23 protein-coding genes are annotated in these 23,810 nt (G+C 69.6%); 9 read left to right on the forward strand and 14 right to left on the reverse strand.

Annotated elements, in window-relative coordinates; genetic code table 11:
* Positions 1–10: 10 nt before the first annotated feature.
* On the forward strand, positions 11–1,975 hold the full coding sequence (locus DMC61_RS06335; RefSeq protein ID WP_125687582.1) for an AarF/ABC1/UbiB kinase family protein: 1,965 nt from the start codon (positions 11–13) through the stop codon (positions 1,973–1,975).
* Here the strand turns inward: DMC61_RS06335 and lepB are convergent.
* The 9 genes from lepB to DMC61_RS06380 all read right to left on the reverse strand — a co-directional run bounded on the left by lepB (position 1,899) and on the right by DMC61_RS06380 (position 9,778).
* A complete protein-coding gene (lepB, locus tag DMC61_RS06340; protein ID WP_125687584.1) occupies positions 1,899–2,699 on the reverse strand; it encodes a signal peptidase I in 801 nt (266 codons plus the stop codon). The genes DMC61_RS06335 and lepB overlap by 77 nt on opposite strands.
* A gap of 18 nt (positions 2,700–2,717) precedes the next feature.
* Positions 2,718–3,047 carry a YnfA family protein gene (locus tag DMC61_RS06345; RefSeq protein WP_125687586.1) on the reverse strand — a complete coding sequence of 110 codons (330 nt, stop codon included), beginning with the start codon at positions 3,045–3,047 and terminating at the stop codon, positions 2,718–2,720.
* A gap of 324 nt (positions 3,048–3,371) precedes the next feature.
* A complete protein-coding gene (locus DMC61_RS06350; RefSeq protein WP_034311811.1) occupies positions 3,372–3,779 on the reverse strand; it encodes a metal-sulfur cluster assembly factor in 408 nt (135 codons plus the stop codon).
* Positions 3,776–4,225: a Fe-S cluster assembly sulfur transfer protein SufU gene (sufU, locus tag DMC61_RS06355; protein WP_034311809.1), complete on the reverse strand. Its 450-nt coding sequence runs from the start codon at positions 4,223–4,225 to the stop codon at positions 3,776–3,778. The genes DMC61_RS06350 and sufU overlap by 4 nt, the downstream gene beginning before the upstream one ends.
* Positions 4,225–5,511, reverse strand: coding sequence for a cysteine desulfurase (locus DMC61_RS06360; RefSeq protein WP_125687588.1), 1,287 nt, complete (start codon positions 5,509–5,511; stop codon positions 4,225–4,227). The genes sufU and DMC61_RS06360 overlap by 1 nt, the downstream gene beginning before the upstream one ends.
* A gap of 39 nt (positions 5,512–5,550) precedes the next feature.
* Positions 5,551–6,321: a Fe-S cluster assembly ATPase SufC gene (gene sufC, locus DMC61_RS06365; RefSeq protein ID WP_063276055.1), complete on the reverse strand. Its 771-nt coding sequence runs from the start codon at positions 6,319–6,321 to the stop codon at positions 5,551–5,553.
* Between the two features lie 36 nt (positions 6,322–6,357).
* Positions 6,358–7,530 carry a Fe-S cluster assembly protein SufD gene (gene sufD, locus DMC61_RS06370; RefSeq protein ID WP_016333167.1) on the reverse strand — a complete coding sequence of 391 codons (1,173 nt, stop codon included), beginning with the start codon at positions 7,528–7,530 and terminating at the stop codon, positions 6,358–6,360.
* A 2-nt stretch (positions 7,531–7,532) separates the two neighbouring features.
* A complete protein-coding gene (sufB, locus tag DMC61_RS06375; protein WP_007029701.1) occupies positions 7,533–8,981 on the reverse strand; it encodes a Fe-S cluster assembly protein SufB in 1,449 nt (482 codons plus the stop codon).
* Positions 8,978–9,778, reverse strand: a complete 801-nt coding sequence (locus tag DMC61_RS06380; protein ID WP_016333166.1) for a metalloregulator ArsR/SmtB family transcription factor — start codon at positions 9,776–9,778, stop codon at positions 8,978–8,980. Before DMC61_RS06380 ends, sufB begins: the two co-directional genes overlap by 4 nt.
* Before the next feature lie 210 nt (positions 9,779–9,988).
* Between DMC61_RS06380 and mptB the strand changes: the two genes are divergently transcribed.
* The 5 genes from mptB (at position 9,989) to DMC61_RS06405 (ending at position 15,410) form a co-directional block, all read left to right on the forward strand.
* Complete coding sequence (gene mptB / locus DMC61_RS06385) at positions 9,989–11,575, forward strand: polyprenol phosphomannose-dependent alpha 1,6 mannosyltransferase MptB (protein ID WP_016333165.1); 1,587 nt, start codon at positions 9,989–9,991, stop codon at positions 11,573–11,575.
* 19 nt (positions 11,576–11,594) lie between these two features.
* A complete protein-coding gene (locus DMC61_RS06390; RefSeq protein ID WP_125687590.1) occupies positions 11,595–12,521 on the forward strand; it encodes an ABC transporter ATP-binding protein in 927 nt (308 codons plus the stop codon).
* Complete coding sequence (locus DMC61_RS06395) at positions 12,518–13,315, forward strand: ABC transporter permease (protein ID WP_199749916.1); 798 nt, start codon at positions 12,518–12,520, stop codon at positions 13,313–13,315. The genes DMC61_RS06390 and DMC61_RS06395 overlap by 4 nt, the downstream gene beginning before the upstream one ends.
* A 64-nt stretch (positions 13,316–13,379) precedes the next feature.
* Positions 13,380–14,348, forward strand: coding sequence for a heme A synthase (locus DMC61_RS06400; RefSeq protein ID WP_016333162.1), 969 nt, complete (start codon positions 13,380–13,382; stop codon positions 14,346–14,348).
* 114 nt (positions 14,349–14,462) lie between these two features.
* On the forward strand, positions 14,463–15,410 hold the full coding sequence (locus tag DMC61_RS06405) for an acyl-CoA desaturase (protein ID WP_016333161.1): 948 nt from the start codon (positions 14,463–14,465) through the stop codon (positions 15,408–15,410).
* Between the two features lie 77 nt (positions 15,411–15,487).
* On the opposite strand, the gene DMC61_RS06410 is transcribed toward DMC61_RS06405, so the two are convergent.
* Positions 15,488–16,354, reverse strand: a complete 867-nt coding sequence (locus tag DMC61_RS06410) for a RimK family alpha-L-glutamate ligase (RefSeq protein ID WP_125687592.1) — start codon at positions 16,352–16,354, stop codon at positions 15,488–15,490.
* Entirely contained in the window at positions 16,351–16,659 is a 309-nt protein-coding gene (locus DMC61_RS06415; protein WP_072027818.1) for a hypothetical protein, read from the reverse strand. Before DMC61_RS06415 ends, DMC61_RS06410 begins: the two co-directional genes overlap by 4 nt.
* A 95-nt stretch (positions 16,660–16,754) precedes the next feature.
* Between DMC61_RS06415 and DMC61_RS06420 the strand changes: the two genes are divergently transcribed.
* The 3 genes from DMC61_RS06420 (at position 16,755) to DMC61_RS06430 (ending at position 19,547) form a co-directional block, all read left to right on the forward strand.
* Positions 16,755–17,726 carry a quinone oxidoreductase gene (locus DMC61_RS06420; protein WP_125687594.1) on the forward strand — a complete coding sequence of 324 codons (972 nt, stop codon included), beginning with the start codon at positions 16,755–16,757 and terminating at the stop codon, positions 17,724–17,726.
* A complete protein-coding gene (locus tag DMC61_RS06425) occupies positions 17,723–18,250 on the forward strand; it encodes a GNAT family N-acetyltransferase (protein ID WP_125687596.1) in 528 nt (175 codons plus the stop codon). Before DMC61_RS06420 ends, DMC61_RS06425 begins: the two co-directional genes overlap by 4 nt.
* A 427-nt stretch (positions 18,251–18,677) precedes the next feature.
* Positions 18,678–19,547 carry an integrase core domain-containing protein gene (locus DMC61_RS06430; RefSeq protein ID WP_199749917.1) on the forward strand — a complete coding sequence of 290 codons (870 nt, stop codon included), beginning with the start codon at positions 18,678–18,680 and terminating at the stop codon, positions 19,545–19,547.
* Between the two features lie 99 nt (positions 19,548–19,646).
* Here the strand turns inward: DMC61_RS06430 and DMC61_RS06435 are convergent, their stop codons facing one another.
* From DMC61_RS06435 to DMC61_RS06445, 3 genes are all read right to left on the reverse strand, one after another.
* The gene (locus DMC61_RS06435; protein WP_016333156.1) at positions 19,647–20,216 is read right to left on the reverse strand and encodes an FKBP-type peptidyl-prolyl cis-trans isomerase; all 570 of its coding nucleotides are present in this window, start codon (positions 20,214–20,216) and stop codon (positions 19,647–19,649) included.
* Between the two features lie 10 nt (positions 20,217–20,226).
* Positions 20,227–22,482: a UvrD-helicase domain-containing protein gene (locus DMC61_RS06440; RefSeq protein WP_125688109.1), complete on the reverse strand. Its 2,256-nt coding sequence runs from the start codon at positions 22,480–22,482 to the stop codon at positions 20,227–20,229.
* Positions 22,483–22,552: 70 nt separating this feature from the next.
* Positions 22,553–23,734 carry an MFS transporter gene (locus tag DMC61_RS06445; RefSeq protein ID WP_233594720.1) on the reverse strand — a complete coding sequence of 394 codons (1,182 nt, stop codon included), beginning with the start codon at positions 23,732–23,734 and terminating at the stop codon, positions 22,553–22,555.
* Positions 23,735–23,810 lie beyond the last annotated feature (76 nt).

Genomic DNA, 23,810 nt, shown 5'->3' on the forward strand with positions numbered 1-23,810 from the left:
CCTCTTCGGCATGAACCTGCTGCTCGGCCTGCTCACCCTGCCTGTCTACGCGCTCATGCTGTGGCCGCTCGTGGTCGGCGCCCGCCGCGTGCTGGGGGTACGGATCGGCCTGATCCGCGCGGGCTGCGCCGCCGGATTCGGCTGGCTGGTCGCGGGCGGCATCCTCGCCGCCTTCCCGCAGGCGATGTACGCGGGCAACGCCTTCGCAGGGCTGGTCATCCCGGTGGCGGGCAGCGCCTTCCTGGCCACGCTGATCTTCCTGTTCGTCGCGGAACTCGCCCTTCCCGCCGGCTCGGGCCTCGGGCTGATCGGCAGGATCCGGTCGATGCGCCGCCGCGCGGCCCGGACCCGGCGCTACTCCCAGATCACCCGGATCGCGATCAAGCACGGCCTCGGCCGCTATCTCACCGGCCGCCGCGAACCCGGCCTCGCCCAGGTCCGGCACGCCAAACTGGCGCGGTCGCTGCGGCGCGCGCTGGAGGAGGGCGGCGTGACGTTCGTGAAACTCGGCCAGCTGCTCTCGACCCGATCCGATCTGCTGCCGCCGGTTTTCGTCGACGAACTCAGCAAGCTCCAGGACCAGGTCGCCTTCGCCGACGCCGACGAGGTCGCGACGGTGCTGCGGGAGGAACTGGGCGGGAACCCGGACGAGATCTTCGCCGAATTCGATCCGGAACCGATCGCGGCCGCGTCGATCGCGCAGGTCTACCGGGCGAAGCTGCGGGGCGGGCAGGACGTGGTCGTCAAGGTGCAGCGGCCCGGTGTGCAGGCCCTGGTCGAGCGGGATCTCGACATCGTCCGCCGGGTGGCGGCCGCGCTCGACCTGCGCGCGGGCTGGGCACGCTCGCTCGGCGTCGTCGACCTCGCCGAAGGGTTCGCCGACGCGCTGGTCGAGGAGCTCGATTTCCGCACCGAGGCCAGGAACATCGAAGCGGTCACCGCCGCGTCCCCGGACGCCGAGGTCGCTCTCCCGACCGTCCACAAAGAACTGTCCACCGAACGTGTCCTGGTGATGCGGCGTCTCGACGGCAAACCGCTCGCCGCCGCCAAGGAGCAGGTGCCGGTCGCGGAACGGGCGAAACTCGCGCGGTCGATGCTGCGGTGCGTGCTCGGCCAGGTGATGGGCAGCGGTGTCTTCCACGCCGACCCGCATCCCGGCAACGTCCTGCTGCTCGCCGACGGCAGGCTGGGCCTGCTCGACTTCGGCTCCGTCGGCAGGCTCGACTCGGGCCTGCGCGGCGGACTGCAGAACCTGATCCTCGCACTGGACCGCGGCGACCCGGCCGCGTTGCGCGACGGCCTGCTGGAGATCGTCGACCGGCCGGACGAGATCGAGGAGCGGCGGCTGGAACGGGCGCTGGGCGCCTTGGTGGCCAAGCATTTCAACCACGGCCAGGCCCCGGATCTGGACATGTTCACCGACCTGTTCCGGGTGATCGCCGACTTCCAGCTCAGCGTGCCCCCGCCCATCGCCGCGGTGTTCCGCGCCCTGGCCACTTTGGAGGGAACGCTGGCCGCGCTGGCGCCGGGATTCAACATCGTCGTCGAATCCCGCGCCTACGCCGCCGAGCAGGTCGGTGCCGGCCTGCGCCCGGAATCGCTGCGGTCCACGGCCACCAACGAACTGATGGCGCTCCTGCCGGTGCTGCGACGGCTGCCCCGCCGCGTCGACCGGATCGGCGACGCGCTGGAGCAGGGCAGGCTTTCGGTCAACGTCCGGCTGTTCTCCGACGAACGCGACCGCGACGTGGTCACCGGTCTGGTGCACGAGATCCTGCTGGCGTTCGTCGGCGTGGCCACCGGCCTGATGGCCGTGCTGCTGCTGGGCAGCGCGACCGGCCCGGAGGTGCTGGCCGGGGTCACGCTGCACCAGATGTTCGGCTACAACCTGCTGGTGGTCAGCGCATTGGTGGGATTGCGGCTGCTCTTCGTCGTTTTCCGGCGGAGCGGACAACGGTCACGATCGCCCCGATGACCCCGACGGCGACCAGCCCGGCCCCGCCGAGCGCGAGGTTGCGCGAGGTGCGGAACCCGGTGTCGGACACCGGATCGCCGGGCAGCCCTGCCTCGACGAACGCGGTCGTCTGCGGGAAGGGGTCGGCGGCGAGGACACTCCCCAGCCCGACGACGACTCCGACCACTTTCGACAGCGGCACGGCACCGTCGCCCGGCATACCGACGTAGAGCCGCGAATCCCGGGAATTGTTCCGCTGGTCGCCCACGACGAACACGGCGCCCGGCGGAACCTGGACGCTGAACGGGCGGTACTCCTTGCGGCCGTACCCGTTGTCGTCCTCGGAGTAGGGCTCTTTGACCGGTTTCCCGTTGACGGCGATCAGGTTGTCGTTCGTACAGCACACGACCTGGTCACCGCCGACACCGATCACCCGCTTGACGATCCGGCCGTCGGCGGGGCTCGAATCCGGGAACGCGGAAACCTCCATGAGGACGACCGCGCCGCGCGGGATCTCGGGCAGGGACGTCCAGCGGTACAGCACGACCGCGCCCGGCTGGATCGTGGGCGCCATCCCGCCGCCGGGGACGCTCACCATGCGATAGCTCAGCAGGGTCCAGAACCCGTACCCGCCGGCGCCCACGCCGACGACGGCCAGCAGGATCATCACGAGCAGGAGCGGGGAGAATCTTCGTTTCGGCCCGGGTCTGTCGGCGGGCGGCGCGGGAAAGCCGGTTTCGGTCACAGCGCAGACTAGCGCCGCTCACCCTCGGGGCGCGTACATGATGACCCCGACCCCGGCCAGGCAGATGAGGGCGCCGATCACGTCGTAGCGATCCGGGCGGTAGCCGTCGGCGACCATGCCCCACGCCAGCGAACCCGCGACGAACACCCCGCCGTACGCGGCGAGGATACGGCCGAAGTTCGCGTCGGGTTGCAAGGTGGCGACGAAGCCGTAGAGGCCCAGCGCGACGACGCCGGCGCCGATCCAGAGGTAGCCGCGGTGTTCCCGGACGCCTTGCCAGATCAGCCAGGCACCGCCGATCTCCAGCAGGGCGGCGAGCGCGAAGAGCGCGATGGACCGGACGATCATCCCGGCAGCTTATTGCCGCGTGGTCCGCCCCTCATGTCCTGAAGGCCCCCTTTGAGACGTTGAACGTCTCAAAGGGGGCCTCCAGGACATAGGGGTTTCGCGTGCTCGACCGGACGACTCGCGTGATCAGGCGGACGACTCGCGTGATCAGGCGGACGACACGCGTGTCTGGATGGACGACACGCGCCCGTCCGGGGTTTCGCGCGCTACTCGCACCGGCGACGTCGTATAGGTCGTTATACGATCCGCGTCGCCAAACGCGTGAAGGCCCCCTTCCCTCGGCTGAGCCGAGGGAAGGGGGCCTTCACGCGTAAAAACAGGGAATCAGACGGTGAAGCCGAGCGCCCGCAGCTGTTCGCGGCCATCGTCGGTGATCTTCTCCGGACCCCACGGCGGCATCCAGACCCAGTTGATCCGGAAGTCCTTGACCAGCCCCGTTCCCCCGCCGACGAGCGCGGCACCGGTCTGGTCCTCGATGACGTCGGTCAGCGGGCAGGCCGCCGAGGTCAGGGTCATGTCGATGGTGGCGGTGTTGTCCGCCTCGACGCGGATGTCGTAGACCAGCCCGAGGTCGACGACGTTGATGCCGAGTTCCGGGTCGACGACGTCGCGCATCGCCTCTTCGACGTCCTCGACCTTCGCCACGTCGGCGGCGTCCGGGGCAGCGGCGGTCTCGGCGTCGAGGTCGGCGGCCGTGCGGCCCTCGCGGGTTTCGGTCTGCTGTTCGGTCATGCCGTCTCAACTCCGTTGGTCGTGCGGGCGACGGCGTCCTTGAACGCCATCCATCCGAGCAGGGCGCATTTCACGCGGGCCGGGTACTTGGCCACGCCGGCGAAGGCGATGCCGTCCTCCAGCACCTCCTCGTCCGGCTCGATCTGTCCCTTGCCCTGCATCAGCTCGACGAAGGCGTCCATGGTGGTGAACGCCTCCTCCACGGTGTGCCCGACGACGAGATCCGTCAAGACCGACGTGGACGCCTGGCTGATCGAGCAGCCCTGTCCCTCGTAGGAGACGTCGGCGACCTTCCCGTCGTCGACCTTCACCCGCAGCGTCACCTCGTCGCCACAGGTCGGGTTGACCTGGAACGACTCGGCGTCGAACGGCTCGCGCAGGCCGCGGCCGTGCGGGTTCTTGTAGTGGTCCAGGATGATCTCCTGGTACATGCTCTCCAGGTTCATCACGCCACCCCGAAGAACTTCTGCGCCTCGCGCACACCGTTCACCAAAGCGTCCACTTCGGACAGCGTGTTGTAGACGTAGAACGACGCGCGCACGGTCGCGGGCACCGAGCAGGCCCGGTGCAGCGGCCACGCGCAGTGGTGCCCGACGCGCACGGCGACACCGAGGCTGTCCAGCACCTGACCGGAGTCGTGCGGGTGGACGCCGTCGATGACGAACGACACCAGTCCGCCGCGGTCGGCCATGTCGGTGGGGCCGATGATCCGCACGCCGGGAATCTCGCCGAGACCGGCCAGTGCCGCCTCGGTGAGGACGTGTTCGTGCGCGGCGACGCGATCCATGCCGATCGCCGACAGGTAGTCGGCGGCCGCGCCGAGGCCGACGGCCTGCGACGTCATGGGGGTGCCCGCCTCGAACCGCTGCGGCGGCGCGGCGAAGGTGGTCTGCTCCATGCGGACCAGCTCGATCATCGAGCCACCGGTCAGGAACGGCGGCATCGCTTCGAGCAGCTCACGGCGGCCGTAAAGGACACCGATGCCGTACGGGCCGACCATCTTGTGCCCCGCGAAAGCGGCGAAGTCGACGTCCAGCGCGTGCAGGTCCACCGGGAAGTGCGGCACCGACTGGCAGGCGTCCAGCACGACCAGCGCGCCGACCTTGCGGGCCTTCTTCACCAGGAACTCGACCGGGTTGATCGTGCCGAGCACGTTGGACTGGTGCGTGAACGCCAGCACCTTGGTCCGCTCGGTGATCAGTTCGTCCACATTGGACAGGTCGAGCCGTCCGTCCGCGGTGACGGAGAACCACTTCAGCGTCGCGCCGGTGCGCTGGCTGAGCTGCTGCCACGGAACGAGGTTCGCGTGGTGCTCCATCTCGGTGATGACGATCTCGTCGCCGGGTCCGAGCTTGAACCGCTCGGCCTCGGGACCGGCCGTGGCGGCGTTGCTCATCGCGTACGCGACGAGGTTGATGCCCTCGGTGGCGTTCTTGGTGAACACCAGCTCGTGCGGGGAGGCGCCGACGAACTCCGCGATCCGCACGCGGGCGGACTCGTAGGCGTCGGTCGCCTCCTCGGCGAGCTGGTGCGCGCCGCGGTGCACCGCGGCGTTCGAGGTCTCCAGGAACCGGCGCTCGGCTTCGAGCACCTGCGCCGGTTTCTGGGACGTCGCACCGGAATCCAGATACACCAAGGGTTTCCCGTCCCGCACCGTGCGGGTCAGGATCGGGAAGTCGGCCCTGATGGCCGCTACGTCCAGCGGTACAGAGTTAGCCGTGGTGGTGGTCATCGGGCCAACTCCTCTCGGTGTAGTCGTGAAGTTCAGTGATCAGACGGCGGCGGTCTCGGCGGAGCCGGTGTACTTGACGTACCCGTTCTCCTCGAGCTCGTCCGCGAGTTCACGGCCGCCGGATTCGACGATCTTGCCGCCGGCGAAGACGTGCACGAAGTCGGGCGTGATGTGCCGCAGGATCCGCGTGTAGTGCGTGATCAGCATGACGCCGGCGTCGTTGTTGGCCTTGAACTCGTTGACGCCCTCGGACACGACGCGCAGCGCGTCGACGTCGAGGCCGGAGTCGGTCTCGTCGAGGATGGCGATCTTCGGCTTGAGCAGCGCCAGCTGCAGGATCTCGTGGCGCTTCTTCTCGCCGCCGGAGAAGCCCTCGTTCACCGAACGCTCGGCGAACTCGGACGAGATCTCCAGCTTGCCCATCTCGTCCTTGACCTCCTTGACCCAGTGGCGCAGCTTGGGGGCCTCGCCACGGACCGCGGTGGCCGCGGTGCGGAGGAAGTTGGACATGGACACGCCCGGCACCTCGACCGGGTACTGCATGGCGAGGAACAGGCCCGCGCGGGCACGCTCGTCGACGCTCATCTCCAGCACGTCCTCACCGTCGAGCAGGACCTGCCCGGAGGTGACTTCGTACTTGGGGTGACCGGCGATGGCGTAGGACAGCGTGGACTTGCCCGAACCGTTGGGGCCCATGATCGCGTGGGTCTCGCCCGACTTGATGGTCAGGTTGACGCCCTTGAGGATCTCCTTGGGGCCCTCCTCGGTCGTGACCGAGGCGTGCAGATCCTTGATTTCCAGCGTAGGCATTTCTTTCCTAAAAGTCTGATGTGGACGGACGAGGGCTCAGGCGCCCACGGCTTCGAGTTCGGCTTCGATCGCGGCCTCGAGACGCTCGCGCACCTCGGGAACGCCGATCTTGACCAGGATCTCGTGGAAGAACCCGCGTACGACCAGGCGGCGCGCGGCCTCCTCGCCGATTCCGCGCGACTGGAGGTAGAACAACTGCTCGTCGTCGAACCTTCCCGTCGCGCTCGCGTGGCCGGCGCCTTCGATCTCGCCGGTCTCGATCTCGAGGTTCGGCACCGAGTCGGCCCGCGCGCCCGGCGTGAGCACCAGGTTGCGGTTGAGCTCGTAGGTGTCGGTGGCCTCCGCGGCGGCGCGGATCAGCACGTCGCCGATCCACACGGTGTGCGCGTCGTCGCCCTGCAGCGCGCCCTTGTACATCACGTTCGACTTGCAGTTCGGCACCGCGTGGTCGACGAAGAGCCGGTGCTCCTGGTGCTGGCCCGCGTCCGCGAAGTACAGGCCGAGCATCTCGACGTCGCCGCCCTTGTCGGCGAAGGTCGCCGTCGGCGAGACGCGGACCAGGTCACCGCCCAGGGTGATGACGATGTGCTTGAGGCTGGCGTCGCGGCCGAGCTTGAGGTGCTGCTCGGAGACGTGCACCGCGTCGTCGGCCCAGTCCTGGACGCTGACCACGGTGACGTTCGCCGAGTCGCCGATGACGAACTCGACGTTGTCGGCGTAGGTGCCCGAGCCGACGTGGTCGAGGACGATGACGGCCTCGGAGAACTGCTCGGCACGCACCTGCACATGCCCGTAGGCGACCTTGCCCTCGCCGGGGCCGGTGATCTTCACCGTCGACGGCTTCGACGTCTTCGTCTCCTTGGGCACCGTGATGACGGTGGCCTCGGTGAACGAGGAGTACGCCTGCGCGGCGATCCGGTCGCTCGGGACACCCGCGGCGCCGAGGCGCTCGTCGTCCCGGCCGACCGTCTCGATCTTCAGTTCGGGGGCGGCGTCGGCGTCCACGGTGGCCGAACCCGAGGCGGCGGCGGACCCGTCGTGCAGGCCGCGCAGCCGCTTCATCGGCGTGAAGCGCCAGTTCTCCTCACGACCGCCGGGGACCTCGAAGGCCTCGACGTCGTAGGAGGTGAATCGCTCCGCGCGAGAGGTGGCCGGAACGACCACCCCTTCGCGCATCGCTTCGGAAACGTTGTTCTCGGTAACCGACATGACTAGCCGACGGACCCTTCCATCTGAAGCTCGATCAGGCGGTTCAGCTCGAGCGCGTACTCCATCGGCAGCTCACGCGCGATGGGCTCGACGAACCCGCGCACGATCATCGCCATGGCCTCGGCCTCGTCGAGACCGCGCGACATGAGGTAGAACATCTGGTCTTCGCTGACCTTCGAGACGGTCGCCTCGTGGCCCATGGAGACCTCGTCGTTGCGGATGTCGACGTACGGGTACGTGTCCGACCGCGAGATCGTGTCGACCAGCAGCGCGTCGCAGACGACGCTGGAACGCGAGTGGTGCGCCCGCTTCGCGACCTTGACCAGACCGCGGTACGAGGTGCGGCCACCGCCGCGCGCCACCGACTTCGACACGATGGTCGAGGAGGTGTGCGGCGCCAGGTGCTCCATCTTCGCGCCGGCGTCCTGGTGCTGGCCTTCGCCCGCGAACGCGACCGAGAGGACCTCGCCCTTGGCGTGCTCGCCCATGAGGAACACGGACGGGTACTTCATCGTGACCTTGGAGCCGATGTTGCCGTCGATCCACTCCATGGTCGCGCCCTCTTCGCACTTGGCGCGCTTGGTGACCAGGTTGTAGACGTTGTTCGACCAGTTCTGGATGGTCGTGTAGCGGCAGCGGGCGCCCTTCTTCACGATGATCTCCACGACCGCCGAGTGCAGCGAGTCGGACTGGTAGATCGGCGCGGTGCAACCCTCGACGTAGTGCACGTAGGCGTCTTCGTCGACGATGATCAGGGTCCGCTCGAACTGACCCATGTTCTCGGTGTTGATCCGGAAGTAGGCCTGCAGCGGGATGTCCACCTTGACGCCCTTGGGCACGTAGATGAACGAACCGCCGGACCACACCGCGGTGTTGAGCGCGGAGAACTTGTTGTCCCCGGCCGGGATCACGGAGCCGAAGTACTCCTTGAAGATCTCCGGGTGCTCCTTGAGCGCGGTGTCGGTGTCCAGGAACAGGACGCCCTGCGCCTCCAGGTCCTCACGGATCTGGTGGTAGACGACCTCGGACTCGTACTGCGCGGCGACACCGGCGACGAGGCGCTGCTTCTCCGCCTCGGGGATGCCCAGCTTGTCGTACGTGTTCTTGATGTCCTCGGGCAGGTCTTCCCAGGAAGTGGCCTGCTTCTCCGTGGACCGCACGAAGTACTTGATGTTGTCGAAGTCGATCCCGGAGAGGTCCGCACCCCAGTTGGGCATCGGCTTCAAGTCGAAGAGCTTGAGCGCCTTCAGTCGCGCTTCGCGCATCCACTCCGGCTCGGACTTCTTCGAGGAGATGTCGGTGACGACGTCCTCGTTCAGTCCGCGACGGGCGCTGGCGCCCGCCTCGTCGGAGTCCGCCCAGCCGAACGCGTACTTGCCAAGGGACTCGATGGTCTCTTCCTGGCTCATGGGCGCGGTGGTGGGAGTGCGCTGCTCGGCAGCGGCAGTCATGCGGGTTTCCCTCCATTCGGGATCCGTGCTGTGCGCCCTGGGGAGGGCGCCGTGCTTCCCGGCCCGGGTGTGGCCGGGTGACCCGTCGAGACGACGGGTACGTGTGTGGTGCACGCGTTGTCACCGCGTGCGATGGTCGCCAGCCGCTGGACGTGAGTACCCAGGAGTTCCGCGAAAGCCTCGGTTTCGGCTTCACACAACTGAGGGAACTCGGCGGCGACGTGGGCGACCGGGCAATGGTGCTGGCAGAGCTGTTCGCCGACACCGACCTGACGGGTCGACGCAGCGTAGCCCTCCCTGGTCAGCGCCGCAGCGAGAGCCTCGGCACGGGCGGCCGGATCCGTGTGCTTGGTGATCGCGTCCTGGTGCGGGCCGACCAGCGAAGCGACGCGAGCCTCCGCGAAGGCCTTCACGGCGTCTTCCCCGGCGTGTTCGGCGAGGAAGCGGATGGCCGAGGACGCGAGGTCGTCGTAGGCGTGCCCGAACCGGGCCCGGCCCGCTTCGGTGAGCAGGAAGTTCTTGGCGGGACGGCCTCGCCCGCGGGGGCCGCGGCGGGGCGCGTCCCGGGTTTCGGCCTCGCCGTCGGCGAGCAGCGCGTCGAGATGACGGCGGACGGCGGCGGCGCTGATCCCCAGCTGCTCGGCCACCACGACGGCGGTCATCGGACCCTGTTCCAGCAGCAGGCGGGCCACTTCGTGCCTGGTCCGGCCCTCGGGGCCGACCTGCACGGGGACAGGCTGGACCTCGGCGCGGGGCATGTCGCCACCGGCCTCGTCCTGCGTCCCCGTCTTTTTCACAACACAAGTGTGACGTATTTCCGGAGCGACGGCAAAGAGGGGTGCCTCACGGAGTGGCGTGGGTCACTTCGGCCGGGCCGGGCACAGGGGTAACCACGTACCCGCCCGGTCTGTTCCCGGGATCGCTACCCTTCGTGCGTGGCAGTGGGCGATCACCCGGCGCAGCGGGGCACGGACGGGGCAGAGCCGGAAGACCGGGCTTCAGGGCCGGTGGCGACGCTCGTGCCCGGGCGCCCGCACGATCCGGAGCCGCTGGACGACAAGGAACTGCGCGGGCTGAACGTGGTCCGCCGGTTCGGCGCGGTCGGCTCCCTGTTCCTCGCCCTCGGCTCGCTCGGCGCGGGTGCCGCCCCGGTGATCAACCCGGTGCAGGAGATCCCGGTCCTGCGGCTGTTCACCCGGATCCCGATGGTCTCGCTCGCGATGGGCCTGGCGGGTATGGCGATCATCGTGCTCAGCTGGCTGCTGCTCGGCCGGTTCGCGCAGCCCGCGCGCCGCCGCCTCGCCACCCAGGGCCAGCTCGCGCGCACGATCGCGCTCTGGTGCACGCCGCTGCTGTTCATCCCGCCGCTGTTCTCCCGCGACGTCTACAGCTATCTCGCGCAGAGCGAGATCGTCGCCCGCGGGATGGACCCGTACTCCCTCGGCCCGGCCGAAGCGCTCGGCGTCTCCGACCCGCTGACCTCGGGTGTCTCCAACATGTGGCGCGAGACCCCGGCACCCTACGGCCCGCTGCTGCTGCGGCTCGGCGGCTGGCTCGCCCCGCTGAGCAGCGGCAACATCGTCACCGGCGTGCTGCTGCAGCGCGGGCTCGCGCTGATCGGCGTCATCCTGATCATCTGGGCGCTGCCCCGGCTGGCCCGGCGGTTCGGCGTGCAGCCCGCCACCGCGCTGTGGCTCGGCGCCGCGAACCCGTTGCTGATCTTCCACTTCGTCGCCGGCGCCCACAACGACGCGCTCGCGATCGGGCTCATGGTGGCCGGGCTGGAGGTCGGCCTCCAGCGGATGCCGGTGCGGTTCAAGAACGACGAGCCGCCGCCGCTGGCCAAGGGCGAACTCCTCTACATCGGGCTCGGAGTGGTGCTCATCACCCTCGGCGTCGCGGTGAAGATCAACGCGATCCTGGCGCTGCCGTTCTTCACGGTGATGGTGGCCAGACGATGGCACGGCAGGATCAAGGACCTGCTCACCGCGGCGGTGCCGATGGCGTTGCTGTTCGGCGTGACCCTGGTGGCGGTCTGTTACGGCACCGGCCTCGGCTTCGGCTGGGTCGGCGCGCTCGGGACGCCGGGGCTGGTCCGCTCGTGGATCTCGCCGACGTCGGAGCTCGCGGCGCTCGGCGGTGTCCTCGGCATCGCGCTCGGCCTCGGCAACCACACCAACGCGATGGTGCCGATCCTGGGCGCGCTCGGTTATCTCGTCGCGGGCGCGGTGACGGTCAAGTTCCTCTGGGACAGCTTCAAATGGCGCTACCGGCCGATCATCGGCCTCGGTGTCTCGCTCGGCGCGGTGATGGTGCTGCACGTCGCGCTGCAACCCTGGTACCTGCTGTGGGCGATCATCCCGCTCGCCGCGGCGGCGGGGACCTCGCGGTTCCGCATCGCCGCGACGATCGTCACCGCCGTCCTGCCGTTCCTGCTGCCGACGACGGGGAGCACCTTCGAGGGCCGCGGTTTCGTCCTGCCGTTCGCGTGGGCGGCGGCCGGGGTCGTCACGCTTCTGGGGCTGTTCATCGTCCACCGCCTCTCACCACTGCTGCTGTCCAGACCGTCCCCGGAGCATTCGGTCCCGGCGTGAGGCCGTATCGTGACCTGTCGTGAACGCCCCCGCCGTCGAGATCACCGGGCTGGTGAAGCGCTACGGATCCACCACCGCCGTCGATGGACTCGACCTGCGGATGGAACGTGGCACCCTGCTCGCTCTGCTCGGCCCGAACGGGGCCGGCAAGACCACCACCGTCGAGATCTGCGAAGGCTTCCTGCGGCCTGACGACGGCGACGTCCGCGTGCTGGGCCTGAATCCGGCGCGCGACGGCGCGGCGCTGCGGCCGCGGATCGGCGTGATGCCCCAGGGCGGCGGCGCGTATCCCGGCGTCCGCGCCGACGAGATGCTCGGCCTGGTCGCCGCGTGCGCCGCGAACCCGCTCGATCCGGCCTGGCTGCTGGACGTCCTCGGCCTTTCGGGAGCGAGGAAGACGCCGTTCAAACGGCTTTCCGGCGGGCAGCAGCAACGGCTCTCGCTCGCCTGCGCGCTCGTCGGACGGCCGGAGCTGCTCTTCCTCGACGAGCCGACGGCGGGGATGGACCCGCAGGCCCGCCGCCTGGTCTGGGATCTGCTCGAAGCGCTGCGCGCCGACGGGGTCAGCGTGCTGCTCACCACGCATCTGATGGAGGAGGCCGAAACGCTGGCCGACACCGTGGTGATCGTCGACCACGGCAAGGTCGTCGTCGAAGGCTCCCCGCAGTCGCTGACCGTCGAAGCAGGCGAGACCGCGCAGCTGCGGTTCAAGGCTCGCACGAAGCTCGACACCGCGCTGCTGACCTCGGCGCTGCCCGAGGGGCACCTCGTCCACGAGTCGGCGCCGGGGACGTACCTCGTCGAGGGCGCGATCGACCCGCAGGTGGTGTCGACGGTGACCGCGTGGTGCGCGCAGCAGGGTGTCATGCCGGAGGAACTCCAGGTCGGCAGGCGCACGCTGGAAGAGGTCTTCCTGGAGCTGACCGGACGGGAACTGCGCGCATGACGACTTCCACGCCCCGGTTCCCCGCGGGCACGTTCACCCCCGCTCCCGGTCGCGGTTCGTTCGGCAAGATGCTGCGCACGCACGCGAAGGTCGAAGCGAGCCTGACGCTGCGCCACGGCGAGCAGATCCTGCTGACCCTGCTGATCCCGCTCGCGCTGCTGATCGGCCTGTCGCTGCTGGACATCCTGCCGTCGTCGCAACTAGGCGACGCGTCCAAAGTGGACTGGATCACGCCGAGGATCCTGGCGCTGGCGGTGATGTCGTCCGCGTTCACCGGACAGGCCATCGCGCTGGGCTTCGACCGCCGCTACGGCGTCCTCAAACGGCTTTCCGCCACCGCGCTGCCCCGCTGGCTGCTCGTCGCGGGCCGGGTGGCCGCCGCGCTGGTGGTGGTCGCGCTGCAGGCGGTGATCCTCGGTGCGGTCGCCGCGCTGCTGGGCTGGTCGCCGTCGCTCGGCGGCATCCTCGGCGCCATCCCGTTCCTGATCGTCGGCACGCTCGCGTTCGGCGCACTGGGCCTGCTGCTCGGCGGAGCGCTGCGCGCGGAGGCCGTGCTGGCGCTGGCGAACATCGTCTGGTTCGTGCTGCTGCTCGCCGGCGGAATCCTGCTGGCGCCGTCGACGATGCCGTCCGGCGTCGCGTGGATCGTCGAACTGCTGCCCTCGGGCGCGCTCGCCGAAGGCCTGCGCTCGGTGCTGCTGGACGGTTCGTTCGGCTGGGGCCCGTTCGCGGTGCTCGTCGGCTGGGGTGTCGTCGCCGGCGCGCTGGCGAGCAAGACCACCAAGCTCACCTGAGGCGGCCGACACAGCCGGTGCGGCCGGTGGAAGGCTCTCAGGAACGGCGTTCTAGCATCGGACGGTGCCGTTCCAGAGCCTTGTAGCGCGTCTGCCGTATCCCTCGTTCGCGGTCCAGCGAGCGGTCGCGATAGCGGCGGTGATCGCGCAGGCCGGAATCGGCGTCACCGGCTCGGTCGTCCGGGTCACGGGCTCGGGCCTCGGCTGCCCGACCTGGCCGCAGTGCGTCGAAGGCAGCATCGTGCCGGTCGCGCACCCCGAGCTGGACATGCTCACCCAGTGGATCGAGTTCAGCAACCGGTTGCTGACCGGCGTGGTCATCCTGGTCGCCGCGCTGTGCGTGATCACCGCGTGGCGCGTGCAGATCGAGCACCCGAGCCGCCGCCGTCTGGTGAAACTGGCCTGGACGATGCCCGCCGGCGTGATGCTGCAGGCCGTCGTCGGCGGGATCACCGTGCTCGCGAAACTCGAATGGTGGACCGTCGCGCTCCACTTCCTGGCCTCCACTCCCCTGGTCTGGCTCGCGGTCCTGCTGCTGCGGGCGTTCAAGGAGGGTGACGAGCCCGCGCGCTGGCTGATCCCGGACGCGGGCCGCAAGACCCTGATCGTGCTCGCCGCGGCCATGTGGGCCGTCCTCGTCGCGGGCACCGTGGTGACCGGCGCAGGCCCGCACGGCGGAGACCCCGGCACCCACCGGCTCCAGGCGCCGATCGAGACACTCACCCAGGTCCACGGCGGACTGCTGGTGGTCTACCTGATCGTGCTGGCCGTCTTCGGGCTCCAGTTGATGCGGGGCGAGACGCCGAAGCCGGTGTGGCGGCGGTACACGATCGTGTGGGTCGTCGCGCTTTCCCAGGGCGTCCTGGGCTCGGTGCAGTACGCGCTCGGCGTGCCGGAAGCGCTGGTCTCGCTCCACGTCCTCGGCTCCGCTTTGGTGATCATCTCGACGGCCGCGTTGTGGTGCGGTTCGCGCGATCGTGGCCCCGCGCCGGTTTCGCCCGCCGCCGATCGGGAACTCGCCACTTCGAACTGACCCCTTGGCAAACCGGACGTAACCCCCGGGCGGCGTGCTCGCCAGACACTGCCCTTACGCTGCGCTCGGTGCCCCACTCGGGGGTCACCACCGAGTCGAGGCACGAGGTGTCGCATGACCGCCAGCACCGAGCCGGACGCACCGGCCAGTCCGTCCAAACCCCTGATCTCCCACCGCCGGGGTTCCGGCGAGATGCTGATACTCAAGACCTTCCTGCTGGTCCCGTTCGTCGCGCTGCTCGCCGCCGTGCCGATCGTGTGGGGCTGGGGCATGACCTGGGTCGATCTGGCGCTGGCCGCCGTGTTCTACACCGTCGGAACGCTCGGGGTGACGGTCGGATACCACCGCTACTTCACCCACGGCGCGTTCAAGGCCGGGCGCCCGCTGCGGGTCGCGCTCGCCATCGCCGGGAGTTTCGCGGTGCAGGGTTCGGTGATCTTCTGGGTGGCCAGCCACCGTCGCCACCACGCCTTCGCCGACCGTGAAGGCGACCCGCACTCCCCCTGGCTGTTCGGGACGTCGCCCGGGGCGCTGCTGCGCGGCTTCTGGCACGCGCACATGGGCTGGATGTTCAGCCGCGAGGTGACGAACTACGACCGTTTCGCGCCGGACCTGGTGGCGGACAAGGACCTTCGCGTGGTGAACCGCTACTTCTGGCTGTGGATCACGCTGAGCCTCGCGCTGCCCGCGATCCTCGGCGGGCTGATCAGCTGGTCGTGGTGGGGTGTGGTGACCGGGTTCTTCTGGGCCGGGCTCGTCCGGATCGCGTTCCTGCACCACGTCACCTGGTCGGTGAACTCGATCTGCCACCTGGTCGGGGAGCGCCCGTTCGCCAGCCGCGACAAGGCGGCGAACTTCTGGCCGCTGGCGATCCTGTCCATGGGCGAGTCGTGGCACAACTCCCACCACGCCGACCCGACCTGCGCGCGGCACGGTGTCCTGCGCGGACAGGTCGACGTTTCGGCGCGGGTGATCTGGCTGTTCGAGAAGTTCGGCTGGGCGCGGGACGTGCGGTGGCCGAAGCCGGAGCGCCTGGCCGCGAAACTCGTCAAACCCGCCTGACCCCCCGTCGCATTTCGTCCTCTGAATGCGGTACTTGCACACGCAAGGATCGCATTCAGAGGACGAAATGCGGGGCGTCAGGCGAGTTGCTGGCGGACGGCGGAGGCGAACCGCCAGGCCGCGGCGGCATCGGTCTGCCGGAACCCGAGCGAAGGCTCGACGAGCTCCAGTTCCAGCAGGAGCGGCCTGCCGTCCGGCCCGGCGACGAGGTCCACGCGGGCGTAGAGCAGTTCCGCGCGCAGGATGCCCAGCAGCGCCGCCGTCGCGTCCAGAGCGTCTTCGGCCAGGGCGCGGAAGCTTGCCGCGGGCTGCACGGGCGCGAGCTTCTCCGTCACGTACAGCCCGGATTCGTCGAGTTCCCGGCCCAGCATCGCGGCCTTCGAGAACGCGTGCGAGTACACGCCGCCGAAGTACACCAGCGCGATCTCGCCCGCACTGTCCACACTGGACTGATACGGCTGGAGCAGCACGGTGTTCCCGTCCGCCTGCAACCCGGACAGGTGCGCGGCGGCCGCGTCGCCCTCGGTGAACCGGCCCGCTCCGCGCGAACCGGCGCCGATGGCGGGCTTCAGCACGAACTCGCCCTTGGGCCAGCGCGGGGCCTTGTCGTCCGGCGCGATCAGGGTCGTCGGCACGACCGCCACCCCGGCGTCGCCGAGTTCGGCCAGGTAGGACTTGTCGGTGTTCCAGCGCACGACCTCGGCCGAATTGGACAACGACGGCACGGACTCGGTCCAGGACAGGAACTCGTCGTGGCGTTCCGCGTAGTCCCAGGTGGCGCGCAGCACGACGATGTCCGCGGCGCCGAAGTCGACCGTGGTGTCGTCCCAGGCGGCCCAGCGGGTCTTGAAGCCGAGGTCGGCCAGCGCCTCGGGGACGGCGTGCTCGTCGCCGTCGCCTTCCGGCAGCGTGGAGCAGGCGACGAAGATCGCGGAGCCGCTCACTTCCCCGCCATCCGGCGGCGGTGCTCGGCGCCGATCTTGGTGGCCTTCACGGTCTCGCTGTCCCATTCGGCGGGTTCGAGGTCTTCGACGGCCTCGACCAGCGCCTCGCCCGTCTCCACGGAGGCGACGACGACGTCGCCGAGCGCACCGTCGGCGCCCACGAGCACGACCCGCGCGCCGGCTCGGCCGATGTTCTCCACCACCGCGCGCGACGGCTTGCCGTGCCGCTTCACGAAGTCGCGGGCGGCCGCGACCTGGCGCGACGTGGGGGCGGCGGTCTCGGTCTTCTCTTCGGTCTCAGCCACGCGCCGAGCTTAACCGCGAAAGGCCCGGGACGCGGAATAACCGTGGCGTCGGCCATAGTTGTCCCGGTCGGAACGACCTTGAACGAGGAGGATTTATGCCCGCGGCAGTACAGATCCGGCGAACCGGTGGCCCCGAAGTCCTTGAACTGTCGGAAGTCGAGGTCGGCGAGCCCGGTTCCGGTGAACTGCTCGCGGACGTCGCGGCGGCGGGCGTCAACTACATCGACACCTACCACCGCGAGGGCATCTACCCGGTCGACACGCCGTTCATCCTCGGCATGGAGGGGGCAGGCACGGTGGCCGCGGTCGGCGCGGACGTGACCGGTTTCGCCGTCGGCGACCGGGTCGCCTGGCAGGGTTCGCTGGGCAGCTACGCCCAGCGTCGTCTGGTCCCGGCCACCATCGCGGTGAAGATCCCGGACGGCGTGTCCGAGGAGACCGCCGCCGCCACGATGCTCCAGGGGATCACCGCGCACGCGCTGATCGCCTCGACCTACGAGGTCAAGGCCGGTGACGACGTGCTGATCCACGCCGCGGCGGGCGGGATGGGCCTGCTGCTGGTCCAGCTGGCCAAGGCGCGCGGCGCCCGGGTGATCGGCACCGTCTCCACCGACGAGAAGGCCGAACTCGCCAAGCAGGCGGGCGCGGACGACGTCATCCGTTACGACCAGGTCGACTTCGCCAAGGCCACCCGCGACCTCACCGGCGGCAAGGGGGTCGAGGTCGTCTACGACGGCGTCGGCAAGTCCACTGTGGACGGCAGCCTGGCGAGCCTGAAGATCCGAGGCCTGCTCGCCCTCTACGGCGCGGCCAGCGGTCCGGTGCCGCCGATCGACCCGCAGTTGCTCAACCGCAGCGGCTCGGTGTACCTCACCCGCCCGACCTCCGCGCACTACGTGCTCACGCGCGAGGAACTGGAGTGGCGGGTGAACGAGCTGTTCGCCGCCGTTCAGGACGGCTCGCTGAACATCCGGATCGGCGGCCGCTACCCGCTGGCCGACGCCCGCCAGGCGCACGAAGACCTCCAGGGCCGTCGCACCACCGGCAAGCTCCTGCTGATCCCGTGACGGCGCTCTGGCCGGAGGAAGTCCGGCTCACCGGTGAAGGGCTCGTCCTGCGGGAGTGGGCCGAGGACGACATCGCGTTCATGCCCGGGTTGTTCGACAACCCCGCGGTCGCGCGGTTCACGCCGCTGCCCTCCCCGTTCGACGAGGTGGCGGCGAAGGCGCACTACGAGAAGTACGTCGCTCGCCGTACCGAGGGCACGGGGCTGCGGCTGGCCATCACGGCCGACGGCGGCGAGCCGCTCGGCGAGGTGGTGCTGTTCCTGAAGGACGATGGGGCCGAGCTCGGGTACGCCGTCGGGCCCGCCCACCGCGGGCAGGACCTGGCGGCGCGGTCGCTGCGCGTGCTCACCGCGCACGCGCTGGACCTCGGGCTCGGACCACTTCAGTTGAAGATCGACTCCGAGAACGCCGCCAGCGCGGCCGTCGCCCGCCGCGTCGGTTACACCCTGACCGACCTGCCTCCGGAGACGAAGGTCGAGAAGGGTTTGGAGATCAGCCTGCTCACCTGGGAGTACGCCGGCTGACTCGTGAGTGGTAAGGACGGTTCTAACCGTTCTTCAGTCTCATGAGAGTTGTCGCACTGTGTGTCTCACTTGATGTGTCGCTTGATCGCGCTTTGACTTTGTGTCGTGGCGAGGAAGCAGGCGATGATGAGGCTCATGGACGCGATGCTGATCGTGGATCCGGAGATCGAGAATGTGGCCGAGTGGTGCCGGTTGAATGGTGTGAATCCACGCACGTTTTACCGGCACCGCGCCCGGATCCTGGCCGAGGGCGAGTGGCGGCCCCGGTCACGGCGGCCGCACTCGAGCCCGGCTGCGACGCCCGGGCCGGTGGTCGAGCTGATCCTGCGGTTGCGGGAGGAGCTGGCTCCGGACAACGGCGCGGACAACATTCGGGCGGAGCTGGAAACACTGGTGAACAGCCCCGGCTGGCCGGGCGGGGACGCGGGTGCCGGCTCGGGCCACGATCAACCGGATCCTGGACCGCAACGGCCTGCTGGAGAAGAACCCGAAGAAGCGTCCACGTTCGTCGTGGCGCCGGTTCGCTTACGCCCGGCCGCGGGACTGCTATCAGATCGACGGCACCGAGCACACCCTCGCCGACGGCAGCGTGGTGGTGGCCATCGACGTGCTCGACGACTGTTCCCGGGTCTGGGTCGCCAGCCATGTCGCGCCCGCGGAGACCCCTGCCGCCGCCCTGGCCGCGATCACCGCCGCCATCACCGGCTGGGGCCCGCCCGGGCTGATCCTGGCCGACAACGGCACCGCCTGGGCCCATCCGCATCGTTCCCGCGACAAGACCCTGACCAGCATTTTCTCCCGAACCGTGTCCGCCGCCCACGGCAGCCGGGTAATCCATTCCAGCCCGTATCACCCACAGACCTGCGGCAAGGTCGAACGCCTGCACGGCACCGCCGCCCGGCTGCTCAACCACCGCTGGCCCGACCCGGCCGCCACCATCGCCGAGCTGCAAACCCGCCTGGACCAGGTCCGCGAGCACTACAACACCCGCCGCCGGCACTCCGCCCTCAACACCACCCCGGCCCTGGCCTGGACCCACGCGGCCAGCCACGGCGGACCAGGCGATCTGCCCCGCCAGGACGACGCCACCGTCCACAAGATCAAGGTCATGCCCAACGGCACCGTCGCCCTCGCCGACTACCGCATCAGCGTCGGCCGCGAACACGCCGGCACCACCGTCACCCTGCTCCGCCACGGCGAGCGGGTCACCGCCTACACCACCAACGGCGACCCGCTCGGACACATAACCCTGGACGAAACCAAGAAATACCAAGGAAAAATCGCCCAGGCAGCCTGACCAACACACCTACACCATGACACAACTACCGAGACACACCCTTGACACATCTCCCGAGACATGACAACGGTTCTAACCGTCCTTACCACTCACGAGGACTCAGCCCTTGTCGGTCGGGACGCTCACCGCGTCGGTCACGAACACCAGCGTCTCGTTCGGCTCGATACCGTTCCCGCCCTGGCCGTAGCCGAGGTCCGGCGGGATGATCAGCAGCCGCCGCGCGCCCTGCTTGATCCCTTCGAGACCCTGGTCCCAGCCCTTGATGACCATGCCGGCGCCGAGCGTCAGCTCGAACGGCTCGCCGCGGTCGAACGAGCTGTCCAGCTTCTGCTTGTTGGACCAGGTGACCAGCGAATAGTTCATCTTCAGGTTCGCGCCCGCCTTGGCGCCCTCGCCGGTGCCGGGCTCGAGGTCCTTGGTGATGAGCTTCTTCGGCGGATCGCAGTCGTCCGGGATGGTGATGGTCGGCGCCTCGCCGAACTTCCCGGTGGTCTTCACGTCCTCGGCCGTGCATTCCTTGCCCTTCGGGGCGGCCGGAGCCGACGACGCCTGCGACGCGGGGGCCGCGCCGGAGGTCTGGGCCGAACCTGCGGTGTTCTGTTTCTCGCCACAGGCCGCCAGGGCGAGGACGCCCGCGCCGATGACCACGATCTTGCCGAATGTGCGCATGCGGCCGACCTTAGCCAAGACCCTCCAGCGCCGGAACAAGGTCACCGGTCTGCACTACGCCCATCCGACGGGTCGCCCTGGTCAGGGCCACATAAAGATCGTTGAGCCCGCGCGGCGACTCGGCGACGACCTCGTCCGGGGCGACCAGCAGGACCGAATCGAACTCCAGCCCCTTCGCCCGCTCGACCGGCATCACCGACACCCGGTCCCCCGATTCGCCGAGCGTTTCCGAAAGCGATGGGACCAAGGACGTCGGGCACAGCACCGCGACCGTCCCACCGTCCACAGCGGACAGTTCGGCGTCGACGAGACCGGGCAGTTCCGCGGTGAGCTCCGCCGGGTCCACCGCGCGCAGCCAAGGCTCGAAACCCGTCTCCCGCACCGAAACCGGCGCCTCCAGCTCCGGGTTGACGTCGGCGAGCACCCGGGACGCGACGGCCATGATCTCCGCCGGGGTCCGGTAGTTCACGGTCAGTTCTTCGAGCCGCCAGCGGTCGGCGACGTACGGCGAAAGCGCCTCTCCCCACGACTTCGCCCCACCGGCCGCGCCGGTCTGGGCGACGTCGCCGACCAGCGTCATCGACCGGTTCGGCGACCGGCGCATCAGCAGCCGCCAGTCCATCGCGGTCAGTTCCTGCGCCTCGTCGACGATCACGTGCCCGAAGGTCCACGTCCGGTCCTGGGCGGCCCGCTGCGCCGCGGTCATCTCGCTGCGGCGCTGCTGGCGTTCGGCGAACAGTTCGGCGTCGAGGACGTCGCCCACCCGCAGCAGTTCCTCGTCGACGATCTCTTCGTCCTGTTCGAGGATGTCGAGCACGCCTTCCGCGTAGGCGCGGTCCTCCCGCTCGCGGCGGGCGGCCTCGGCGCGGGCTTCGGTGTCGTCCTCGCCGAGCAGCTCGGCGAGCTCGTCGAGCAACGGGACGTCCGACGGGCCCCACTTCGCGTCCGTCGGGCTGTAGAGATGCTCACGATCGGTGTCCGACAAGGCTTTCCCGGCCGCGCTACGCAACCGTTCGCGGTCGGCGAACAGCTCGTCGAGCACGATCTCCGGGGTGAGTTTCGGCCACAGCCCGTTGATCGCGGCGGCCACGTTCCGGTCCGCGGCGACCTCGGCCCGGATGTCCTGGACGTCGCGCGCGTCGAGCAGGTCCTCCCCCAGTTTGCGGGCGGCCTGCCTGGTCAGCGCGTCGAGGAGGTCCGAGACGAAGATCCGCCGGGCGAGGTTGTGCGGACGGCGCGACCGCCGGGCCCGCGTCCGCGCCTCGGTGCAGGTCTTGCGGTCGAGCATGAGGATCTCGCGCTCGAACTCGATCTCCAGCACCGGTTCCGGTACCCGCTGACGGTCGCGAACCGCGTTGGCGAGCACGTCGGCCATCACCGGACGGCCCTTGATCTCGGCGGCCTCGCGGGTGACCGGCCCGGCGGCGTCCAGGCCGGGGTACAGCTGCCCGATCGTGGCCAGCAGCACCCCGGTCTCGCCCAGCGACGGCAGGACCTGCCCGATGTAGCGCAGGAACGTGCTGTTCGGCCCGACCACCAGCACGCCACGCGTGGTCAGCTGCTGGCGATGGGTGTAGAGCAGGTACGCCGCGCGGTGCAGCGCGACGGCGGTCTTGCCGGTGCCCGGCCCGCCCTGGACCACCAGGACGCCGTTCGGCGACGCGCGGATGATGCGGTCCTGCTCGGCCTGGATGGTGGCGACGATGTCGCTCATCTCGCCGGTGCGGCGGCGCTCCAGCGCGGCCAGCAACGCCGCCTCGCCCGCGAGCCCGAGGTCCTGGCCCTGGTCGGCGGCGGAGAGGTCGAGGATCTCGTCGTCGACGCCGACGACCTTCCGGCTCAGCGACCGGATGTGACGGCGCCGCCGGACACCTTCGGGTGAAGCCGCGGTGGCGAGATAGAAGGGCCGCGCGACCGGCGCGCGCCAGTCGACCAGCAGCGGACGGTAGTCGTCGTCCTCGTCGAACAGCCCGAGCCGCCCGATGTAGGTGGTCTCCTCCGCGTGGTCCGGCAGGAAGTCGAGGCGGCCGAAGCACAAGCCCTGCTCGACGGAGCTCAGCTGGGACAGCCTGTCGGTATAGAGCGTCGTGGCGACGTCGCGTTCGGTGCGCGCCTGCGGGGTGCCGCCGCTCTGGCGCAGCGTCTCGTCGAGCCTGCGCTGCGCGTCGACGCGTTCGGTGTCGAGCTTGCGGTAGAGGGTGGTGACGTACTGCTGCTCGAGCGCGACGTCCTGCTCGAGCGCGTCGAGTTCCCGGTCCGGGGACACGGACAAAAGCAGCCTGCTTTCGAGAGGTGGGACAGGGGCCGAACGAAGTACAACGGCGCCCGCCATCATCTCATTCCCGCGCTTTCACCCGGACCAGGAGGAAGGCCGACAGGGACAGGACGGTCGCCACACCCGCCCACACGACGTTTTCGTGGAGCAGGACGGCAAAAGTGGCCGCGAGCCCCGCGATGGACTGCGCGACGAACCCGCACAACGCGACGGCGTAGGCGCCGTGTCCGGGAACCTCGCTCACCGCGACGGCCATGCTGCTCGGGAAGAGCGCGGCCTGACCGAAGGTGGTCCCGCAGTACAGCGCGACGAACGTCACGAAGGCGGCCGTGAGCGGGATCGCGGGCACGAGCCACAAGACGACCGTCAGCAGGCCGGCGCCCGTCATGATCAGCGCGCCCGCGCGCATCAGCCACGGCGAACCCTTGCGTCCGGCCAGCCGGTTGACCAGCAGCGCGCCGGCGAAGTACGCGAGCCCGAACAGGAGGCCGAGGCCGCCGTACTGGTCCGCGCTCAGCCCGAAGTGCTGCTGGAAGACGAACGGCGCGACCTCCTGGAGGAGCACGATCGTCGCGAAGCCGAGCCCCGCGGCGATCGTCGGCCGCAGGAACGCCGGGACGGCGAGGATCCGGAGGTAGATCCGGACCATGCCGGTCTTCTCCGCGCGGCTCTCGCGGAGCGGAATCGTCAGCGTGCCCAGGACGCACAGCACGCCTGCCACCGTCAGCACCACGAACCCGCCCTGCCAGCCGCCGACCAGCCCGCCGGCGAACTGGCCGCCGCCGAGTGCGGTGACGAACGCGATGGACAGCACCGAGAGGCGTTTGGCGAGCGCGTCGCCGTCGCCGAGGTCCCGCACGACGATGCGGGCGATGATCGCCGCGCCCCCGGCGCCGATCCCTTGCAGGGCACGGAGAACGAGCAGCCACGCAGGCGACGTGTTGACGATCAGGACCGCGCTGGATGCGACGAACAGGCCGAGAGCCGCCAGCATCGCCGCCCGTCGCCCGAGCCGGTCGGCCGCCCGGCCCCACAGCACCACCGGAGCCGCCGCGCCGACGACGAACAGCGACACAGAGAGCGCCGCGAAACTGCGCGAGACCGCGAAGTCGCGCTCGATCAGCGGGAGGGAAGGGAGGTAGATCGTCGTCGCCATCTGCGCGGTGAAGACGATGAGGCAGGCGACTGCCATGGTCGCGCGCCGGGCTCGGACGGAGACCGGACGCTCGGTTGTGCTCGTCACTCCGCCGGACGGTACCGACGGGTAACCCGGGCAGGCAACGCGCGCCAGCAGGTGGGAAACCAGGCTGCAGTGGGTC

The organism is Amycolatopsis sp. WAC 04169, assembly GCF_003947535.1.
Classification (GTDB): Bacteria; Actinomycetota; Actinomycetes; order Mycobacteriales; family Pseudonocardiaceae; genus Amycolatopsis; species Amycolatopsis keratiniphila.